Source organism: Frankia sp. AgPm24 (genome assembly GCF_023243055.1).
Taxonomy (GTDB): Bacteria; Actinomycetota; Actinomycetes; order Frankiales; family Frankiaceae; genus Frankia; species Frankia umida.
Window position 1 is genome coordinate 1 of sequence record NZ_JALKFW010000215.1, and the last position, 20,776, is coordinate 20,776.

Sequence of the window (20,776 nt, forward strand, 5' to 3'; positions counted from 1 at the left end):
CCCGCTTCACCACCCGACTTCCCATACCTGGCAGAATACACGATTCCCCGGTCATTCTGGCAGCCGAGTTGACGCGCCAACCCCGCCCTGAAGGACGGGGCCTGCGCGCTACGTTTCCCGGTCACCGTCGACGTTGTGGATGAGCACCGTGGTGACGTCAGGGGCAGATGTCGGTGACCGCCAGGGGATGGGGTGCGAAACGGCGGGCGGTCCAACTGGTCAGATCGGTCATGGAGGCACCGAGGACGGTGCCGTGGTTCGCCTGTGGATAGCGCCGGTAGTCCACGGTGGTGCCCGTGGCGCACAGGCGGCGCACGACGCGGTCGGTGTCCTGGCGGCGGATCACCGTGTCGCGGTCACCTTGCAGGATCAGCGTCGGTGCCATGCGGCGGGTGACCTCGTCCCGTTGCCGGGCGAAGGCGGTCGCGAACGGGGTCAGACGCAACGGGTTCTGCCGGAACGCGGCCCCCACGGGAACCCCGTTGCTCGCGGCCAGCAGGTCCGGCGCGCAGCGGGTCCGGGCGATGGCGAGCAGGCGACGACCCTTCGGGGTCAGGTAGCTGTTGAGGTTGATCCGGTGGTCAGCGTCGGCGGCGCCGATCATCGCGAGCAGCAGGTAGGCGACACCATCCGAATGGTGCTCCAGGGCGGTCAGCGATGCGGGCAGATCGGCCAGCGGGGCGGTCGCGATCACCCCACGAACTTGCAGGTCAGGTGCATAAGCGGTGGCCTGTGCCCCGGCGGAGAGCACTGCCTGCCCACCCTGTGAATAACCCCAGAGGACGACGTCGCGCCCAGCCCCGCTGGCCCTGATGGCACGCGCGGCCCGGACGATGTCCAGTGCCGCCCGGCCCTCCGGCCCGGCCACGTAGATGGCGTGCTCCCCGGGGGTGCCCAGGCCCGCGTAGTCCGTGAGGGTGACCACATAGCCCGCGCGGACGAGGGAGAACGTCCACGCGGCGGCGGCCAGCGGCGGCTCGGCTACGGACGGCGCGCAGGAGTCGGCGACCCCGGTCGTCCCGTGCGCGAACGACACCACCCGACGCCCACCGGTGGGCACCGCCGTGGCTGTGGACAGCGCCGTGGTCACCGTGGTCACCGTCGCCGTGGTCACCGTGCTTGCCGCGGTCACCGTCGAACCTGTGGGCACCGTCTTCGCGGTGGGCACCGTGGGCACCGTGGGTGCTGTGGATATCGCCGGGGCGGTCGGGGCGAGGACCAGGCCGGACACCAGCGCTGTCGAGGAGGAGAAGGTCCGCGACCGGTAGACGATCCGCCAGGCTCGGATTCCGGGTGGTGCGCCGCGCACCTCGGTCTGCTCGACCAGGTCTCCTGGCCGCCCGGGTCCGCTGGGCGAGGGGGGGCCGTCCGGGCTCGCACCGGCGGGCCGTCCACAGGCGGTCAACGGAACCAGGCCGAGGAGCAGAACGATCAGTGGCAGCCGCATCCCGCGGCGGGGGGAACCACCACTCACGGGCAGTCGCGGAAAACGCACACAATAAGCGTATGGTTCACGATCGGCAAGCTGATAGCGGGGTTTGACGTCACCCCTGATCCAGGTAACCCGGATCGCGAATTGCACCGTTTGTGCTGGTCCGAGTGATCTCGCTGGCCGCTGGTCGGTGTGTCTGGTTGGTGTCCGATCGGGGCCGGAACGAGTCAGCCGTGGGCGGTGTGACCGCAGGTACTCGCCAGCATCTCGCCAGCGTCTCGGCGGGCGGATCTTCGCTGCCACCGAAGGTGCGGGCGGTGCTCCCGGGCGGAGCCGAAGCTGTGGAGCTTCTGTGGATCTCGGTCAGATGCCCATGGGCGATGGCCGGTCACGGGCAACGGGTGGATACCCTTACGGTGTCCGCAGGCGGGTGCGGTGCGGCGGCCGGTGGTTGCCGCGGTCGGAACAGTTCGTTCATCCCGTCGTCCCGAAACCGGCGGAGGCCCGCTCTCGTGACCACACTGGCGTCGAACACGCTCGCTCTCGGACCAGATGCGCTCAGTGCCGACAGCCTGGTCAAGGCAGGTCTGGTCATTGTCCTACTGATCGTCTTCGCCGAGTCGGGCCTGTTGATCGGCTTCTTCCTGCCCGGTGACTCGCTGCTGTTCACCGTTGGCATGCTGATTTCCCGGGACGAGGTCTCCACGCCGCTGCCGGTGGCGGTGATCCTCATCGGCCTGGCCGCCGTGGCGGGTGACCAGGTGGGCTATCTCATCGGGCGCAGGATAGGACCGTCGTTGTTCAGCCGGCCGAACTCGCGGTTGTTCAAGCGCGAGCATCTGGAGCAGGCGAACGAGTTCTTCGCGAAGAACGGCCCCAAGTCGATCGTGCTGGCGCGGTTTGTTCCGATTGTGCGGACCTTCACCCCGGTCATCGCCGGGGTCGGTGGGATGAACTACCGGGTGTTCGCGATCTACAACGTCATTGGTGGTCTGCTCTGGGGCTGCGGGATCACCCTGCTCGGCTACTTCCTGGGCTCGGTCGACTTCATTCACGACAACATCGAGGCGATGCTCATCCTCGTGGTCGCCTTCTCGGTGCTGCCGATGGGCATCGAGATGCTGCGCGCGCGCCGTCGCCGCGCCAAGGCCGGCCCGCCCGCCACCGGCGCGGGCCCGGCCGCCCCGGCGGGCGATGACTGGCGGGACGACGCCGACGCGCCGGGTACCGCGAACGGTGCTGGTGCGAACGGTGCTGGTGCGCAGATGGTGGAACCGCTCGAGCCGCTCGAGCCGGAGCTGCATGGGCAGCCGTTCGACTCGTCCGCCACGATGCGGATGCGGCGTGGCGGTGGCAGCGCAAGCGGTGGGAGCAGTGGCGGCGGTCGGCACTCCGCCGGGTACCGCAACTAGCACGCTGTCCCTGACGGCGGACTGAAAAAGCCTCCGCGACGAGCCGGGGCTCGCGGGAGGCAGCAGACTTCGGGTCCCGGCGGGCTCCACACCGATACGGGGGGAGTCGGCGGGACGCCCGCCGGGACTCGTCAACCGTATCGGCTTGGCGCGGGACTGTCGCCCGACCGGGGCGGGTGCCGCAGATATTCGAACGCAGAGACGCAGGTAGCGCACAGGATTTTCGATAATGTGACGATCGTCTCACCCTCGTCGGAGGTGGGTCGACGGTGGGCCTACTCGGTGTCGGGCCTACAGGGCGTCGGTCCCACGCTCGGCGGTGCGTACCCGGGTCAGCGAGTCGACCGGCAGCACCCACATCTTGCCCGCCCCGCTCGACGGCGTCGCCGCCACGCGTTGAATGATGCTGAGCACGTCCTCGACATCGGTATCCGCGACCACACATTCGAGGCGTACCGACAGCACGGACTCGTCGTGGAAGCGCCGGCCGCGGTAGGTCTCGGTGCGCCACAGCTCCGTACCAAAACCAGTGACCTGGCTGATTGTCATACCCTGGATACCGAAGGTGCCGAGTGCGGCGCGGACGTCGTCGACCCGGTACGGGCGCAGAACTGCGGTGACCAGCTTCACGGTTGCCTCTCGTCCGTTGGTCACACCGCTGGTGTCGACCGCCTCGTCCACAGCGTAGAACCGGCAGATAACGAGCCTGTCTCCGGATTGTCATCGACGCGCGCACCGTGAAGCGCACAGCGAAAGGAAAGACCATGGCCCTGCTCGACCGCGGCACCGCCCCGGACCCGTACGACGTGCTGCCCGTGCGCCCGACGTTCACCGTCACCAGCTCCGACCTCGTCGACGGCGCCGCCATGCCGACCGCGCAGGTGCATGACAGCGCCGGTGGGCAGAACATCTCCCCGCAGCTGACCTGGTCCGGCGCCCCGGAGCAGACCGAGAGCTTCGTGGTGACCTGCTACGACCCGGACGCGCCGACCGGCAGCGGCTTCTGGCACTGGGTCCTCGTCGACCTGCCAGCCGGCACCGGCGAACTGCCGACCGGCGCGGGCAGCGGTGACCTCTCCGGGCTACCGGCCGGCGCCTACCACGTCCGTAGCGACCTGGGAACGAAGCGCTACGAGGGCGCCGCGCCGCCGCAGGGCGATGTGCCGCACCGCTACGTGTTCACCGTGCATGCAGTCGACGTTCCCAAGCTGGAGATCAACGACGAGGTGACGCCGGCCGTCGTCGGGTTCAATCTGGCCTTCCACACGCTGGCCCGCGCGGTGCTGCGGGTGACCTTCCAGCACTGACGGCCCGCCGCCCGGCACCTGAGTGCTTGCCGGGCCAGGATCGTTTCGATCGCGTTTCCGGGACGTTCCCGCTGGATGCGGCCCCCGGCCGCGGCTGGACCGGCCGATCGGCGCCCGACGGTGCCTGCCGTCATTGGCATAGGCCCGCCGCAGCGGGGGAGTCTGAAAAGGACTCACGGTCGGGAGGACTGCATGGGCGACGGCAGACAGCGAGACGAGCTCGGCGCGGCGTTCGCGAACGACGCGCGTCGGATCTGGGAGGTGGCCGAACCGATTCACGCGGTCATCTACTTCCATCCGGCGGTGGCCCGGTTCGGCGCGGAGGCCGGCTGTCACGGATTCTGGATGAGCTATGTCGGGATGCGGGCGGCGCCGCTCGGCGCGGCCTCGGCCGCGGCGATCACCGCGACCTTCTACACGTTCGCCCCTCGGCGGATCGCCAGGTCCGTGCCGGATGTCTGGGCCTACTCGTCGCCGGCGCGGCTGCTCGACGCCCGCCTGGCGGCCATGGACGACGTCCTACGCGATCTGTGGGGGCTGGAGGCGACGGGGGCGGCGGTGCGCCGCGCGGCGGAGCTCGCGGGCCGGGCCGCCGCGGCCGCGGTGACCGCGGGCCGGCCGATGGCGGCCGCGAACGCCGCGCTGCCCATCCCCGGTGAGCCGCATCTGGCGTTGTGGCAGGCGCTGACCGTCCTGCGTGAGCATCGTGGGGACGGGCATCTCGCCGCCCTGGTGCGCTCCGAGGTCGGGCCGTGCGAGGCGCTCGTGCTCGCCTCGGCGACGGGACGCAGCCCCGCCGAACAGTCGCGGATGTCGCGTGGTTGGAGCGAAGGGGAATGGGCCGCCGCGGTGCGTGCCCTGGCCGGCCGCGGCTGGCTGCATCCGGATGGCTCGTTGACCTCGCTCGGCGCCCAGGCCAGCGCCGAGATCGAGAACGTGACCGACCTGCTCGCCGCCGGACCGTACCGGGTGCTGACCCGGCCGGAACGCGACGAGTTGTACGAGACCCTCTACGGGCTCGCCGAGCGGGTCGCCGTCGGCGGCGGATTCACCTGGCCCAACCCGATCGGGCTGGACTGGCCGCCGCCGTCGGCGCTGTCGGTCGACCGGCTGCGTCAGCCCGCGGAACTGGGCTCCACCGACGGGTAGCCGTAACCGCCGGGGTACGGCTCGCCGCTGGCGTCCGGCTGGTCGTGGCCCCCCTGGTGATGGTCCCCGCGGCCCGCGACCGCACCATCGGCGAGCTGGCCGACCCCGGCACCGTCGCTGAACGCGGCGGTGCCGAACGTGCTGGGGCCGGGTGGCAGGGCGGCCTCGAGGTCGGGCGGGTCGAGTTCGGCGGGGTCGAGGTCGTCCGGCGTCAGGTTGGTGTCGTCGACCTCGCCGTGCATCTTCGACCCGTTCAGCACGACCGGGATCTCCAGGTCACCGACGACATGCTCGACGTAGAACGCCCGGGCGCCGATGAGCCACAGCGCGAACCCCGGGTCGAGCCGCGGCAGCAGGTCGGCGGCGACATCGGTGAGGCCCAGCGCCTCCTGGGTGTCGGAGATCTGGTCGGAGGCCTGCTTGTACAGGATGCGGATCGCGGTCTCGGCGAGCAGACCCTTGGCGATCTCCACCGAGTCGGGGGAGGCGGAGAGCAGGTCGGAGATGCGGTGCGCGACGATCGCGTTCGCGCATCCCCACTGGCGGGCGAGCTTCTGCTGGGCGGACAGCCGGCGCACAAGCCCGGCGAAGCGCATCAGCCGCCAGCACTCGTCGTAGACGACGTAACGCTGCACGCCGTCCTGGCGCATCAGCGCCGCTTCCATCCAGGCCTGCGCACAGGTCATGATCAGCGCGAGCATCTCGTCGCTGCCCTGGACCCGCTCCAGGTTGAGCACCGCGATCGGCCGGTCGAAGTCCAACGGGGACGTCGTCGGCCCGTCGAACAGACCGCCGAGCGCGCCATGGGTGAGCCGGCGCAGGGTGAGGGTGGCATCCCGGGAGGCGTCGCGCAGTTCGATGGCGGTCATCGGCAGGTCGACGCAGTCCGCGTCGGTGGGGTCGGTCATCGCCTCGAGGACGTGGGGCAGCAGCGGGGTGGCCCAGCGTTCGGGGTCGGCGCCGGTGATCTGCCGGGTGACGACGTCGAGTGCGAGGTCCACGGCGGTGTGCTCGGCCGGGGTCAGCGGCACGCCCTTCGCCGTCTCGATCAGCGACGACAGCAGCGCGGACCGGGCTCGTTTGACCTCACGGGCCCAGTCGGCGTCGGCGATGCCACGCGGTCGCGGCGGGGCGTCCAACGGGTTGAGCCGGGTCGCCATGCCGGGGCCGATGTAGGTGGGTTCGCAGCCGAGCCGGCGGGCGAGCCGGGTGTACTCGCCCTTGGGATCACAGGGCACCGCCGCCTGGTAACCGAACGCCGCGCCCCGCGAGATCAGCGTCTTGAGCAGCGCCGACTTGCGGGAACCGACCGCGCCGAACACGGCGAAGTTCGGGTTCTCGATGACCTGCTGGCGGTAGAGCTCGAACACGTCGAAGTCGAACGAGTTGCCCGACCAGACATGCCGGCCGATGTACATCCCGGGAGCGTCGAGCCCCGAGTCGACGACGAACGGGTAGATGCCGGCGATCTGCGCCGTCGTCTCCATGTGCGCGGGCAACCGCAGCTTGTGGTAGTTACGCCCGGCGAACTGGCCCATGATGCGCGGTGGCTGGGCGCCGCGGCGCAACGCCGACTGGGCCCGGCGCATCGCCGCCTTCTCCGCGGCGGCCGCGGCCTTCTCCGCCCGACGGCCGCGGCGCGGCGCGGCCTGCTGCCCTCGAGCTGAGCCGCGTGGACGGCGCGGGCCGCCACCCAGATCGACGAAGCCCTCGGCGTCTCGTCCCGGATCGTGGGAGGCGGCCTCGTAGGCCGCCATCTGGTAGCCGTCGGGGTCGAGGTCGTCGAGGTCGATCACGTCATCCGCGTCGCCGTCCCAGTACTCGTCATCGTCCGCATACTGGTCGCCGGCACCGACACCGGCGCCGGTGCCGTACCCGTCCGGGCCGTCGAGGGGGATGCGGTTGTCGTGCGCTGGGCTCATGCCACTCCTACTGCCAGCGGTAGCGCGCCGACGCTGAAGCCCTGGTCCTGCTCGCCGACGAGGCGCACCATCTCCAGGCGGCTGCGGGAAGCCAGGGTCTCGGCCTCGCCACAGGCGTCGGCGAGACCATCAAGGTCGTCGGCGGAGACCGTGACGAACCCGTGGAAGCGGAACGCGCCGAAACCGGCGATCAGCTCCTGCTCGCGACGTTCGACCTCATCGGCTTCGGCCACATCCCGCTGGGTCGTGACCTTGCCGACCTTGTCTCGCATCTGCTGCTCACCGAGGTGAGCCATCCGTCGACGGTTCACCGACTTCTCCGCCTTACGCCCGGGGAGCGGCTCCACGATCAATGACACGGTACGCCGACAGGTGGTCTCCATCAGCAGCGGGGCGAGGAACGCCGCCGGCGACGGAACACGCGGCCACCCGTTGATCCAGTACGTGGTGTGGTAACCGGAGTCGGTGCGGTAGTGATCCCAGGCGGTGACCGTGCGGACCGGCCCGGCGACGGCCGGGTCGATGCCGGACGCGAGGCCCTTGAGCCCACCGGCGAGGTCGGTGCTCGCACCACCCCGGGCGTCGATCATCTCGATCGAGTACGGATCGTAGGTGGTGCGAATGACAGCGGCGAGTGCCCGTGGCGGCAGCCAGCCCACCGTGCTGATGGACGCGCGGGCCAGCGCCGCCTCCATCGTGCGCAGCTCACCGAGCAGGACGGCACAGGCAGCCTGGTCCCCGCCGCCGGCCCGCTGAATGGCACGGCGGGCGTCCTTGGCGCGCAACTGGAACGACAGGTAGGTCTCGTGCCGCTGGGCGACCGGCCCGGCCGCGTCGATCACCTGTTGGTAGGCGTTGGCGACCCACGAGTCGTCGTGGTGACCGCGGACCCGCCAGTGCCGCTGCAACTGGTCACCGGAGTCGGGCAGGGTCCGTTCCAGCCACTGGATGCGCGAGAGCCGACCGCCACCGGCGGTGAGCCCGGCGAGCAGCTCACCCCAGGCATCGACCCGGGCCTGCTGATCCCCGGACTCCAGCAACGCGAACTGGCTGCCCCGCACCTGCAGCACCGCGGTGTAGGTCTGCCGCTTCGCATCCTTGACGATGGCGACGTAGCGCCCACCGCCCACGGGCACGGACAGCATCACCAGGGAGGACAGCGGCCCGGGAAGGACCGTACGACTGAGCTGGTCGTCCTCGGAACCGAGCCGGAAGAACGCACCGCGGAACACCGATTCGCCCGTCACCTTCTGCATCGTGAAGCCGAAAAGAATCGGCACCCACTGGTCGAGGTTGCGATCCTCCACCCGGACGAACGCGACGAACAGCAGGGCCAGTGAGAGCAGTACCCAGACCGGAACGAAGATGAGCGGTGAGCGTAGCGCGCCGAGAACGCACAGCATCACGACGATCATCAGGCCGAGCTGCGGCCAGCGCATGCCGAGCATGACACCGCCGCGCTCGAGCGGCCCGAAGCGGTAACTGCGTTCCGAGACCATCGACTACCTCACTTGCTCCTTCGCCGCTCGCCACCGCATTGTTCCGGCCGGCGCTCCGGCCCATGTTCCTGCCTGTGCCCGGACCTGTACCCGGACCGGTGCTCCGGGCTGTCTACCTGCCCACGTGCGAGCCTGTGTTCGGGGCCTGTTCACTTGCCGCCGGTGCGGGTCGGTGGTGTGGGCGCGCCAACCCTGGGCGCCCGGGACGCGGCGGGGGCTGCCGGACGCGCCGTGGTGGTCGCCGGGCTGGCACCGCGGGTCGCGGCCACCCGGGTGGTCGTCCCCGCGGAACGCGCTGCAGCCCCGGAGCCTCCGCTGGTGCGGGCGGCCACCCCGGCCCCCGCTCGGGCGGGCTGCCGTGTGGTGGCGGCGCTGGCCGCGATCGCGGGCCGGCCACCACCGCCGCCGCCGGTCCTGACCGCCGCCGGGCTGCCGGTCCGCGGCCGTCCGGCGCTGCCTCGCACGCTGGCCGTGGCCGTGCCGGGACGTACCGGCGCACCGAGCGCCGATCCGCCGACGCCCCGACCGCTGCGCAGGGCCGCCGGCCGGGCAAGCCCTGGCTGCGTGCCGATGCCACCACCGATGCCACCGGCGAGGCCACCGCCATCGCCGAGCATTCCCCGGTTGCGGGTCTGCAGGCGGGCGCCGATACCGCGGAAGGTCTCCCGCGACGACGAACCAAGCAGCGCCCCCGCACCCTGACCGAAGGACGCCGCACTACGCCGACCGGCCGAGCCGACCGCGCGCATCAGATGCACGTCGGCGAAGCCCATCAGGTGCATGAGGACGAACGGCGCGAACACCGCGGCGATCATCACAACCGTGCCACTGAGGATCGTCAGTGTCTGGTCAACCAGTGATCCGGTGGAGTCGCTCGCCATCCCCGCGCCCAGCGCGAAAATCGCATAGATGACGGGCTTGGCGAAGATCAGTGCCAGGAGCATCTCGGTGGCCCGCTTGATCCACCCGCTGGTGGACATCGTCGGCTGCCCGGCCAGGTAAAGCGGGATGAACACCGCCATCACAATGATGGCGACCTTGCGGATGTAGAGCACGACGAACAGGGCGAAGGAGAACATCGCCACCAGCAGGGACAACACGAGATCAAGCGCGAAGTTGCCCTGTTCCGGAAGCGCCCGCAGCTGGGTCACCAGGTCGTTTCCCAGCGGTTTTCCGTCGCCGAAGGCTTCCGCCATCCCGTCGGCCGCGGTCAGGATCATCTGAAGCAACGCGAGCGCGATGAAGGACCCAATGAGCGCCGTACCGGTCGATGCCGCCGCTCGGGTGAAAAGATGCGGGTCACCCCGGACCGCACCCATGATGCACGCACACAGGAACAGGCCCGTGACGACCAGCACCGCAATCCCGAACGCAATGTTGTAGTTCTTTACAACATAATCCGCGCTGAGATTGATCGACGTCTTCTGTGCGGCAAAGCTGAACACGGCGCTGGAAAGATCTGCCGCCATCCCACAGAACGCCTGCCCCATGGAATCGAAGTAGGCTTCCACGCTCCCCGTGATCGCGCGCTTTAGCGGGTTCAGGGGATTCAGGGAGCTAAGGGATGCGGCGACGACTTCATTACCTTTAGTCACGGCCAGCTCCGACTAGTAGAAATTCCTTGAAACCTTCAGCGGCGCGCTCGGTTATATCGGGACTCGCGGGACCGTCGCTCGCGTCCGCTAGGCGCCAGTCTCCGTCACTCCAGATGACACGACAATCATCCGTTCCCCATCCTTCTCGCGGTGCTAGGTCGGGATTGGAGTTGCCGTAGATGCCAAAGCCAATGATTCCCCAGATGGTGACCTTTGCTTCATTCTCATCGTACGCTTGGACCGAATATCCGGTCGCACGTCCAATCAGAGTGAAATTCGGCGTCTGGATGGAGGGAACTCCGTATGCTTTGGCACTTTCCTTGTCGTTAGAAATTATTATATCTGAAATCTTCTTGGCGGCATCTGGTGTCGCAATCGAGCCGTACATGTTTCGGATCAAGGTGGGCTCGCGGTTACGCAGGCTGCCATTAATGGCATCGTAGTTGGCGCATGCACTCACGGCTCCTGCCTGTGTACGCGGGTAGCCGACTGGAATGCCATATTGATTGATCCGAGTGGGGATTCCAGGAACCTGACTGCGGTCGGCGGCTGAGCCATCCGGGGCGGCCGTAGCTGATGCGGCAGGTACGAGGACCTGAGTACTTGCTGAAACCTGGGGGGTGGGCGTTGTGCCCGAACTCGGCGAAGGTTGTACTGAGGCGGTGTCAGGAGACTTGGGGTTGTACGGGAGGCCGTAGCGGCCGATCACGACACCGGCGAGTGCGCTCAACGCGCTTGCGGTTACGACGATGATGATCAGCCGCCTGGCCACGATTTCGGCTACGCCCGGCAACGCCCACTCCCCTTCCACGACGGCAGGACCATCATCGCAATGTCCGCCCGCGGATACCCGGGGATCCGGTCAGAACAGCGTTGACGCTGAGGCATGGACCACGCCGGGGTCAGCGGCAGCGGAGACTTCGACGGCGGGTGGGCGCAGGTCACCGATGTTGGGCTCTGGTGCGGTGGCCGTTGCGCCGGTGACCAGGAAGAAGTTGATGAAGGCGGCGGCGGCGCCGACGAGGAATGCCAGGCCGAAGCCCGCGATGACCCCGCTCTTTCCGACCGACGAGGCGCGCTCGAGGCCCATCCGCTCGCCGAGCGCCCAGGCGATACCGCCTAGCAACACGGCCGCAACAGCGGCGATGACCGCATAGGCGGCCAGGCCGTTGACCAGGTCTTTCAGCGCGTTGATGCCAGGCGCTTTCGAGTCATCCGGCTTCACCTCAACGGCGAGGTAGACGGTCGCCTTGACGTAGGCGGCGTCGTGGATCATCGCGGTTCCTTTCTCGCGGGCAGGTCTCCGCCCGGACGATCCGGTCCGGCGATCCGCGAGGGGGCCGTGGGTGACCGTAGGTCGCCGAATGATACGCCCATCGGTGCCCCGTGATCCTCGGTAGTGGTCGGTACGCCGCTGGTGGGGCCAGTCTGCGCACGCTTCGTGATCAGGTCGACGGTGCCAGGTGAGGGTGTGCCCGGCTTCCGGCCCACTGCTTTCGGTGTTCCTACCTCGGCTTTTGCCAGGATGAAGAGGTTTTCGATGGTGGCCGCCGCAAGGCGCAGGTATGCACGCCGGGTCCGCCGCCGTAGCCGCGGGATTCGGACGGGTGTGTGCCGGCTCGGGTCCAACCGCGGGTCGTAGGGAATCCGCACCAGGGCGTCGACCTGGCGTCCGAGTCGAGCGGCGCCGGCCCGGGTGCGCGGCGACGGGCGTCCTCGGCGAGGTGCGACAACGGCCGCGACGACCAGCGGCCCCACCCCGGCCGGACGGTCACCGGCACTTTCCCGGAACGCGCGCAGCCGCATCACGGTCGCCTCAAGGTCCGCGGCCGTGGCAAGGGTGACGAGCACCACAAGGTCGGCCGCCTGTACGGCGACGTCGGTGAGGGGCGCGTCGGTCGGAGCATCGACGAGGACCAGCGGATACGAGTGCGCGAGCATGCCCAACGTCGAACGCAGACCGCCGGCGGTCACGGTCGGCTCGTCGGAGCCATGCACGACGGGCAGGGCCGCGGACGTCTCGGTGCCCCCCGGCAGTTCCCGGGCGAGATGGCCGGCGTCGCGTCGCATGGGCAGCACGTCGAGGTCCCGGGCGCTGCCCGAACGCTGCCCACCGATCAGCAGCCGCAGTTCGGCGGGCGACCCCTCCCCGATCTGGTGGCGGATGACATCGGCGACCGTCGTCGTCCCCGCGGAGCCGACGCGGCTGGTCAGCGGATCGCCGCGCGGTTCGTTCTCCTCGGTGGACGCGGCCGCCGCGCTCGCGGTGCCGGCCGGGCCGGGGCCGGTGTCGAGGTCGGGTTCGCCCGGCCACAGGTCGACCGCGAGAACAGGCTGGGCGCGCATGCCGGCGAGGGTCAGACCTATCACGCCGGCCAGGGTCGTCGTTCCCGAGTACGGAAACAGCGAGGTCACGGCGATCCGCCACGACCCGGGCAGCGGAAGACGGGAGCGATCCCGGATGGACAGCCGTACCGGGACCTCGTCCTGCGGCTCCGGCACCGGACCGGTGGCTTGCGGTTCGGACGGCTCCGAGACCGGCAGATGACGCGAGCCGGGCCGATGCTTCGGTGTCGGCGCGCTCGTCTCACCGTGGTTCGTGGTCTCGGGAATCACGCCGCGTGCGGGCCTGACGGAGCTCGCGGCACCCGTCGGGCCAGCGGCCTCGGGCGGCACGGTGCTCGCCGGCTCCACGGTGCTCGCCGGCTCCACAGTGGTGTCCGCGGTGAGGTCAGCCTCTGCCTCGGTCGGCCCCACGGGCGCGGGTGGTTCGGCGTCGACAGGCCGCGGTTGGACGAGCGGGGCGTAACCAGGCGGCTGCGCGTTGGCGGGCGGTGGACCCACGACGGGGCTGACGGTCGGTGGTGTCACCGTGGGTGGTGGTGCTGTGGGTGGGGCCGGACGGGCCGGCTGCTCGACGGGCAGCGATCCGCTCGTCGGGTGGACAGCCGGCGGCAGATCGGCGTCAACCGGCGGTGGACCGACCAGGGGTGGACCGACCAGGGGTGGACCCACCAGGGGTGGGCCGACCAGTGGCGGATCGAGCAGCGAGGGGACGGCCGGCGGCGGATCGACCAGCGGGGGGGCGGTCGGTGGTGGACCGGCCGGCGGGATGGGGGCGGAGCGGGGCGGAGCCGACGCGCGCGGTGGACGGCTGCGTCGCGGGGTGCTGCCAGTGCCGGTGCCCGAGGTCGATCTGTCCTCCCCGGAGCGTGCGGACGCATCGGTGCCGGACGGTCGGGGAGGGCGGTCGGCATCCGGCTGGGCGCGGGGGGCGACCGCGGAGGGGCGCCCGGCCCGCCGCCCCCGACCACTCCGGGAGCGACCACCCTCCGTTACTCCTGGTGTCGCTGCGCGGTCGGACGTGACGTCCGTTTCGGTTGCGCTGTCCGCACCCGGGTCATCGGCCGATGTCGCATCATCGAGGTGGAATGCCTCGTTTTGCCATGCCTCGTCGGCTGGCTGGGCCGGGTCAGGCTCGGTCCGCCGTCGATGGCGCCGGCGGCCGGTACGTGCGTGGGGAAGCAGATCGGCGTCATCGACACCGACTGTGACATCCATCCCGTATGGGTCATCGGGGTCGGATGCCCGCTGGTTGCGGGAGGCCGCGGACGGGAGGCGGGCTCCGATGAGGGAAACCGGTCGTGCATCGCCTTCCTCGCCGTGCGGTGCCTGTGGCACTTCGCTCACGCGCCGTCGCCCTCCCGGCTCTCTCATGGTTAGCTAGTGCCAGTTACCGTTACTTACTGTTACTTATCTTGGACTGTGGTCGGATCGATGTAACACGAGCTGTTCGAGTATGACAAGCTCAGGTTGAGGCTATCCAGGACATGTGGGTCGGTGTAACTTCCGGAACCGGACAGTCATAAGCCCAACGGTCCGAACGGCCCGGATGGGCGGCCGGCTCATCCGTCGACGTTCGGTCACCGAGGTCGGTCCACCTCGGCTTGGCCATCGTGGTCACGCAAAGCAGTCAAGTGTGTCGATCATGCCGCAGGTGGTGCCGGTGGCGCGCGGGTTTCGGTGAAGAGCGGGCACGGTGAGAAGAGCAGGCACGGTGAAGGGAGCATCGGTGGCGCAGGACGGCTACTCGATGACGGCACGTCCGTCGTCCAGCCGCGCCGGGCTGCCGGCTGGTACGGCCCCGCCGCTGCGTGGCACGCCTGCCGGGAGTTCGCCGTCGCGCTCAGGGGCAGGTGGCGCGGGCGGTGGCGGCCTGGCGGCCGGTCTTGGCGCCTCAGCGGTGACCACTCCCGCGCCGGCCGCGACGATGTCCGCGTTGCCGACGGCCCCGCCACCGGTGCGGCCGTCCGACGATGACGACGTCCTCACCGTGGACGAGCTGGTCGCCTGGCTGCGGTTGTCCGAGAGCACGGTGCTCAAGCTGTTGTCCGAACGCGCGATCCCGGCCCGCAAGGTCGGCCACCAGTGGCGGGTGCGCCGCGGTCGGGTCCGGGACTGGCTGGACGGACGCGAATAGCCCAGCATGTCGACGATCCCCCGCGGCGCTGACCCTCGCCGCCCAGCACCGCCCGCCGGATCAGCCTGGCCGGGCAACCCCGCCGCGCGGGGTGGGTCGGCGCGGCCGCGTGCGGTAGGACTCGCCGGGTCGACACCCGCCGTGCTGCTGGTGCTGCTGCTGGTGCTGGTGGCGCTGCTGCTGGGGCTGTCCGGCTGCGGGTCGTTCGGGTCGGGTGGCATCCCCGCGCCGAAGCCGGCGACGACCACCGGTCCCCCGCCGGGGGCGAGTCAGGCACCTGGCCCACCGCTGGCCACGGCCACAGCGGGCGCCGCCCCCGCCGTCCCGGGCGGCCCGGTCGACCGGGACGATCCGGCCGCGGTCGCCGCCGACTGTTTCACCCGCTGGCAGTCGTTCGACGCCCGCACCGACAGCGGGCCAGGCGCCGGCGTCGACCGGGCCCACGACTGCCTCACCGCCGACTTCGCGGCCACCCTCGGCGCCGGCGGCACCGGCGGGGCGGACGCCGACGCCCAGGCCTGGCAGGACCTGCGCGCCGCCGGGGTCCATTCGCAGATCAGCGTGCTGGCGACCACGCCGTTGGGCGGGATCGACACCACGGCGACCGGCCGGGTCGTGCTGCAGCTCAACGTCCGCCGGCAGACCGTGACCGGCGACCAGCCGGCGGTCGTCGCTGTCTCCACCCCCGCCGTGACCCTGCTCCGTCAGCAGGACGGCACGTGGCTCGTCGCCGGGGCGGATCTCGCGAGCGTCGCCGGCGCCGCACCGGGGCGGTGAGCCGCGGATGGCCCGCAGGTTCCCGCAGACCCGCCCCCGACTGGCGGTCTGGGCAGGTATCGGCGCGGCGATGGTCGTCGGCGGGATCATCCTGCTGGCCTCGATGCTGATCCTCACGCTCGCCGGGCCGTTCATCGGCCATCACAACGGCAACACCGCGATCACGAACTCCAAGGGCATCCCCGAGGAGTACCTCCAGATGATCACGGATGCGGCGAACGCGGCGGGGTGTGACGAGGTGACACCGGCCCTGCTGGCTGCGCAGCTACAGCAGGAGTCCGGGTTCGATCCACAGGCCCGCTCGCCGGTCGGTGCGATGGGGATCGCCCAGTTCATGCCCGGCACCTGGGCCAGCCACGGCCAGGGCGACGTCTGGAACCCGGCCGATGCGATCCCCGCCGCGGCCCGCTACGACTGCGCGGTGGCGGCGAGCGTCACGGCGGTGCCCGGCGACGGCCAGGAGAAGATGCTCGCCGCCTACAACGCCGGTGCCGGCGCGGTGCTCGCCTACGCCGGTATCCCGCCGTACACCGAGACCCGCAACTATGTGCGGACGATCCTGGCGCAGGCCCAGGTCTACGGTGATTCGATCGAGGACGGCGTGTCCGTGCCGATCGGCTCGCTCGAACCGGTGCTCGCCTTCATGGCCGCCCAGGTGGGCAAGCCGTACGTGTGGGGTGCGGTCGGGCCGGACACCTGGGACTGTTCCTCGCTCGTCCAGGCCGCCTACCGCACGATCGGTGTCCAGCTGCCGCGGGTGACCACCGACCAGCTGGTCTACGGCCCGCAGGTCGCCGGAGTCGACCCGCAGCCCGGCGACCTGCTGTTCACGCCCGGAACCGACGGGACGGCCGACGCGCCCGGTCACGTCGGTATGTACATCGGCGACGGGCTGGTCATCGCCGCGAAGGGAGCCCGGTGGGGAGTGGTCGAATCCGACATCTCCTCGTGGACGGGAACCGTCGCGGTGACCCGTCCACTCGCCAAGGACCTCGGCTGATATACCCGCGGTCAGGCGAAGTTGCCCACGAAATCCGACAGGCCGGCGCCGACGCCCCCGAGGAAGGCGACGATGCTGCGGACGAGATCCGCGGCACTGGCGGGGGAGGTGACCAGGAAGAAGAGAACGAAGAGTCCAATTCCCCATTGGAACAGAACTTTGCTCATGCGGGACCTCGCAGCACAGCTAGCCGGTACGGCCGGACACCGACGTCGGCCTATCACCGACAGCATTTATCTACTCACCTTGAGTAGTTGCTGCAAGCGGAACCGCCGTGCACCCAGTGCCACGCTCGTTGCCTCTGTGTCCTTCACCCCGGTCGGGTGACCGAATCGGGGCGATATGAACATCCGGCCGTGATCCCGACGCGAAATCGGCGACAGGAAAGAGACGGGAAGCGGGCGATGGGAGGCCAGTAGGCGGACAGCCGCCGGCTGGCGTGTAATGAGGGAACCGCCCCGGGTCGGCGACGTCGACTCCCGGCCCGGTGCGGCCTGCACGTCCATCACCGTCAGGCCGGGGTGATCCCCTGGGCGAAACGGAAGAGGTTGTCCGGGTCACAGACGCGTTTCGCCTGACGCAACCGGCCGAGATTGTCCCCGTAGTAGGCCCGCGCCCAGTCGGCGAGTTCCGGGTCGATGTAGTTCTGGTAGGCCGAGGACGACACGTGCGGTGCCATCGCGGCGACCGTCGCCCGCAGCCAGGCCTCGTTGGCCGCCTTCGCCGCCGGTGGATCCCTGATGTCGTAGCCGGCGACGTACTGGGCGCTGGCGATCGTCGACCGGTGCACGAAGGCGGTGTCCGCCGGCGCGACCCGGTTGATCTCCCCACCCCAGGAGTCCAGGATGATCGCACCCGAGCGGGCCCCGGCGGTGCGCTGGCGCCGTTCGATCGCGGCCAGCATGGTGGCGACGCCGGCGGCCGACAGCGGCTCCCGCAGAAAGGCCGACGCGGCCCGCTGCGCCACCCGGGGCAGGGTGCCGCCGGGCGCACGGTCGCGCAGATGGCAGGCGGCCACCTCCAGGCCCGCGCAGCCCGCCTCGATCAGCATCGCCCGGCGATGCTCCCGGGGGACGACCGAGACGCTGATCGGCTGCTGGCCGGCGGCGTCGGCCAGCGCGTCGAGCTGGGCGCGCACCGCGGCCACGCCGGCCTCGTCCGCCGGGCCGCAGGACACCCCGCTCAGCCGCAGCGCCGGCGTCCCACCGACACCGCCGCTGGGCACCGATGACACGACACAGGTCGACCAGAAGGTGTCCGGGGCGCCGCCGGGGTCGGAGATCCAATGCTGCCAGGCGGCCAGCACCTCGGCGCTCGCAGCCCACGGCCAGCGGCAGCTGACCAGCACCAGCGGTGTCGCCGCATGGGTGGCGAAGTCGAACGAGGTGACGATGCCGAGGTTCCCGCCACCACCACCTCGCAGCGCCCACAACAGCTCCGGATCATGACTGGCGTCGGTGCGCACGACCTCCCCGGACGCGAGGACCACCTCGGCGGACAGCATCCGGTCGCAGGTCAGGCCATGCCGGCGCCCCAGTACGCCGATGCCGCCGCCCAGGGCGAGCCCGGCGATACCCACCGTCGGGCAGGAACCCGCCGGCAACGCCCGTCCGGCCTGGCCGAGCTGGTCGTAGACGTCGACGAGGAGCGCGCCCGCGCCGATCCGGGCGGTCCCGTCCGCGTTGGGGGTCACCGTGGCCATCGCCGTCACGTCGACGACCAGGCCCGTGGTGGACGAGTATCCGCCGTAGCTGTGGCCGCCCGCCCGGGCCGTGATCGCCAGGTCCTGCTGCCGGGCGAACTCGACACAGGCCCGCACGTCCGCGGCTGACCGGGCGCGGGCGACGGCCGCCGGGCGAATCGCGTCGAACGCCGGGTCGAACAGCCGGCTCGCCGCAGGGTAGTCCGGGTCGCCCGGGCGCAGCAGCGGGCCGTCGAGGCGCGCGTCGAGGGCGGCCCAGGCCGCCGGCTCGGGTGACCCGGTGGGCGCCGCCGGTGTCGTGCCGTCCTGGCAGCCGGCCAGCGCCCCGCCGCCCGCGACAAGCCCGGCCAGCCCCAGCCCACCCATGCCCGCGGCCCGCAGCACCGACCGTCGATCCGGACCGTGCACCTGACCTCCCCACCGACCACCCGTCGATCAACCCCCGGACCCGCCCGCCGCACCCGCCCGCCGCACCCGCCCGCCCGCCCGCCGTCCCGTGGGCCGCACCCGTTCGTCGCGGCGGCGGGCCGATGCGGGATCTGCGGCGAAGGTATGCCGTCAGGAGTCCGGTGGCCCACGCAGGACGGTCGTCAGGAACATGTCGGTGCCGACCCGTCGGATGCTCCCGTCACCGCAGGCCACGTAGAGCGCACCGGACGGATCCACCACCACGCCCGCGGGCCCGCTGAGGCTGACCTGGGTGGCGAGTGCGCCCTCCTGGTCATCGCTGGAATAGGACGCGGAGCCGGCCACCGTCGAGATGATGCCGTGCGGGTCGATCCGGCGGACCACGTCGTTGCCCGAGTCGGCGATGTACAGCGAGCCGTCGGCGCCGAGCGCCAGGCCCTTCGGGCTGTTCAGCAGGGCGCTGCTGGCGGCCCGGCCGTCACCGGTCCGGCCCGATTTCCCCGGGCTGCCCGCCACCAGGCTGACCGTGCCGGAGCGATCGACCCGGCGCACGGTGTCGTTGCCCCGGTCGGCGATGTAGAGCACGCCGTTCGGGGCGATCGCCAGGCCGCTGGGCTGGTAGAAGGTGGCGTTGATGGCCGGTCCACCGTCACCGGCCGAACCCGACTCGGTCCCGCTGCCGGCGACCGTGCTGATCTGGCCACCCTCGATCCGCCGAACCCGATAACCATCGGTGACGTAGATGACGCCTTTGGCGTCCACGGTGAGGCCGGTCGGGTCGTCGAGGTAGGCACGCGGCGCGGCACCGGTACTGGCGACCGAACCGTCCGAGGAGCTGCGGCTGGTGCCGGCGACGGTGGTGATGGTGGCGTCCCGGGCGATCCGGCGGACCCGGCCGTTGTCGGACTCCGCCAGGTAGACGGCGCCGTCCGGGCCGATGGCGAGCCCGGCCGGTTCGCGTAGTTCGGCGCGTAGCGACTGCCCGCCGTCCCCCAGCACCGGTGTCGGCGACGGCGACGGGACGTTCCCGGTCGGTGTCGGCCGCGGCCCGCTACCGCCGATCAGGCCCACCTGGCCCGCGGCGGAGAGCCGCACGATCTGACCCTGGCCGACCTCGTCACCGGGATCCGACACATAGAGCGCGCCGTCGGGACCCAGCGCGATGCCAGCGGCGTCCGCCAGACCCTGGAACTGGACGGTCCTGCCGGCGTAGGCCGCCTGGCGGTTGTCCTGGTCGTCGCCGCCGGGCACCACCGTCTTCAGCACCAGGGCGACGGCGAGGCCCGCGACCACCAGCGACGCCCCCACCGCCAGCGCGACGCGCCGCCGCCCCCCACCCGGCTGCCCACCGCCGGCCGGCCGCCGCCGTCGTCCAGCTCGCACGGTCGGGGCCGGCGGGCCAGCCACACCGGTCGGACGTCCACCGCCGTGGACGGCGCCGCCGTGGACGGCGCCGGGGCCGGAGTTGATGCCGGGCTGGTGGCCGGCCGCGGAGAGCACCTCGTCCGGCAGGCGGACGGGCACACCGCTGGCCGCGAGCCAGCCCGGACCGTAGGCCGCGGTCGTCGCCGCCGCGAGCCGGACCGCGAAGTCGAGCCCGGACGCCGGACGCCACCCCGCCTCCTTGGCCAGCGCCGCGATGATGATCTCGGCGATCGGCCCGGGAGCCTCCGGCATCGGCAGCGGCCGCACCGACAGGTGGTGATGCAGCAACGCGGCGACCGGCAGTTCCGGCGGGAACGGTGAGCGCCCGGCGAACAGTTCGTAGAGCACCACGCCGAGGGCGTACAGGTCGGTGGCGGGGCTCAGCGACGAGCCGGTGATCTGCTCCGGCGCCATGTACCGCGGGGTGCCGACGAGACCGGTCGTGGTGGCCGCGGTCGCCTCGACGATCTTCGCGATGCCGAAGTCGGTGACCTTCGGTGTGCCGTCCGCGGTGAACAGCAGGTTGTCCGGCTTGATGTCGCGGTGCAGCACCCCGCGACCGTGCGCGGCGGGCCCCCCCGCCCCCGCCCCCCCCCCCCCCGCGCGGGGCCCCCCCCCCCCCGCCCCCCCCCCCCCGCCCCCGGGGGCCCCCGGGGGCGGGGCCCACC

General features: G+C 71.0%; 17 protein-coding genes. 6 read left to right on the forward strand and 11 right to left on the reverse strand.

Features of this window, described 5'->3' with window-relative positions:
- Window positions 1-157: 157 nt before the first annotated feature.
- Window positions 158-1,495, reverse strand: a complete 1,338-nt coding sequence (locus tag MXD61_RS24320) for a lipase family protein (RefSeq protein WP_248815745.1) — start codon at window positions 1,493-1,495, stop codon at window positions 158-160.
- 449 nt (window positions 1,496-1,944) lie between these two features.
- Between MXD61_RS24320 and MXD61_RS24325 the strand changes: the two genes are divergently transcribed.
- Window positions 1,945-2,844, forward strand: coding sequence for a VTT domain-containing protein (locus tag MXD61_RS24325; RefSeq protein ID WP_248815746.1), 900 nt, complete (start codon window positions 1,945-1,947; stop codon window positions 2,842-2,844).
- 291 nt (window positions 2,845-3,135) lie between these two features.
- Here the strand turns inward: MXD61_RS24325 and MXD61_RS24330 are convergent, their stop codons facing one another.
- Window positions 3,136-3,474, reverse strand: a complete 339-nt coding sequence (locus MXD61_RS24330) for a P-II family nitrogen regulator (protein WP_248815747.1) — start codon at window positions 3,472-3,474, stop codon at window positions 3,136-3,138.
- Between the two features lie 134 nt (window positions 3,475-3,608).
- On the opposite strand from MXD61_RS24330, the gene MXD61_RS24335 reads away from it, so the two are divergent.
- Window positions 3,609-4,151 carry a YbhB/YbcL family Raf kinase inhibitor-like protein gene (locus tag MXD61_RS24335; RefSeq protein ID WP_248815781.1) on the forward strand — a complete coding sequence of 181 codons (543 nt, stop codon included), beginning with the start codon at window positions 3,609-3,611 and terminating at the stop codon, window positions 4,149-4,151.
- Between the two features lie 192 nt (window positions 4,152-4,343).
- Window positions 4,344-5,300, forward strand: coding sequence for a hypothetical protein (locus MXD61_RS24340; RefSeq protein ID WP_248815748.1), 957 nt, complete (start codon window positions 4,344-4,346; stop codon window positions 5,298-5,300).
- Here MXD61_RS24340 and MXD61_RS24345 read toward each other — a convergent pair.
- From MXD61_RS24345 to MXD61_RS24370, 6 genes are all read right to left on the reverse strand, one after another.
- Complete coding sequence (locus MXD61_RS24345; RefSeq protein WP_374629499.1) at window positions 5,267-7,222, reverse strand: conjugal transfer protein TraC; 1,956 nt, start codon at window positions 7,220-7,222, stop codon at window positions 5,267-5,269. The genes MXD61_RS24340 and MXD61_RS24345 overlap by 34 nt on opposite strands.
- Window positions 7,219-8,721, reverse strand: coding sequence for an SCO6880 family protein (locus MXD61_RS24350; protein ID WP_163549494.1), 1,503 nt, complete (start codon window positions 8,719-8,721; stop codon window positions 7,219-7,221). The genes MXD61_RS24345 and MXD61_RS24350 overlap by 4 nt, the downstream gene beginning before the upstream one ends.
- A 149-nt stretch (window positions 8,722-8,870) precedes the next feature.
- On the reverse strand, window positions 8,871-10,190 hold the full coding sequence (locus MXD61_RS24355) for a hypothetical protein (RefSeq protein ID WP_248815749.1): 1,320 nt from the start codon (window positions 10,188-10,190) through the stop codon (window positions 8,871-8,873).
- A gap of 118 nt (window positions 10,191-10,308) precedes the next feature.
- Entirely contained in the window at window positions 10,309-11,127 is an 819-nt protein-coding gene (locus tag MXD61_RS24360) for a hypothetical protein (RefSeq protein ID WP_248815750.1), read from the reverse strand.
- Window positions 11,128-11,178: 51 nt separating this feature from the next.
- A complete protein-coding gene (locus tag MXD61_RS24365) occupies window positions 11,179-11,592 on the reverse strand; it encodes a DUF6112 family protein (RefSeq protein ID WP_248815751.1) in 414 nt (137 codons plus the stop codon).
- Window positions 11,589-12,818 (reverse strand): hypothetical protein, encoded by a 1,230-nt coding sequence (locus tag MXD61_RS24370; RefSeq protein ID WP_248815752.1) that lies wholly within the window; start codon window positions 12,816-12,818, stop codon window positions 11,589-11,591. The genes MXD61_RS24365 and MXD61_RS24370 overlap by 4 nt, the downstream gene beginning before the upstream one ends.
- A gap of 1,555 nt (window positions 12,819-14,373) precedes the next feature.
- On the opposite strand from MXD61_RS24370, the gene MXD61_RS28575 reads away from it, so the two are divergent.
- The 3 genes from MXD61_RS28575 to MXD61_RS24385 are packed head-to-tail and all read left to right on the forward strand — an operon-like array spanning window position 14,374 to window position 16,573.
- Window positions 14,374-14,796 (forward strand): helix-turn-helix domain-containing protein, encoded by a 423-nt coding sequence (locus MXD61_RS28575; protein WP_248815753.1) that lies wholly within the window; start codon window positions 14,374-14,376, stop codon window positions 14,794-14,796.
- Window positions 14,797-14,802: 6 nt separating this feature from the next.
- A complete protein-coding gene (locus tag MXD61_RS24380; RefSeq protein WP_248815754.1) occupies window positions 14,803-15,573 on the forward strand; it encodes a hypothetical protein in 771 nt (256 codons plus the stop codon).
- Window positions 15,574-15,580: 7 nt separating this feature from the next.
- On the forward strand, window positions 15,581-16,573 hold the full coding sequence (locus MXD61_RS24385; RefSeq protein ID WP_248815755.1) for an NlpC/P60 family protein: 993 nt from the start codon (window positions 15,581-15,583) through the stop codon (window positions 16,571-16,573).
- Window positions 16,574-16,584: 11 nt separating this feature from the next.
- Here the strand turns inward: MXD61_RS24385 and MXD61_RS24390 are convergent, their stop codons facing one another.
- The 3 genes from MXD61_RS24390 to MXD61_RS24400 form a co-directional block, all read right to left on the reverse strand.
- Window positions 16,585-16,740 (reverse strand): hypothetical protein, encoded by a 156-nt coding sequence (locus MXD61_RS24390; RefSeq protein ID WP_175084912.1) that lies wholly within the window; start codon window positions 16,738-16,740, stop codon window positions 16,585-16,587.
- A gap of 344 nt (window positions 16,741-17,084) precedes the next feature.
- On the reverse strand, window positions 17,085-18,641 hold the full coding sequence (locus MXD61_RS24395; RefSeq protein ID WP_248815783.1) for an FAD-binding oxidoreductase: 1,557 nt from the start codon (window positions 18,639-18,641) through the stop codon (window positions 17,085-17,087).
- A 192-nt stretch (window positions 18,642-18,833) separates the two neighbouring features.
- A partial coding sequence (locus MXD61_RS24400) for a protein kinase (RefSeq protein WP_285223371.1) occupies window positions 18,834-20,776 on the reverse strand: 1,943 nt, incomplete at its 5' end.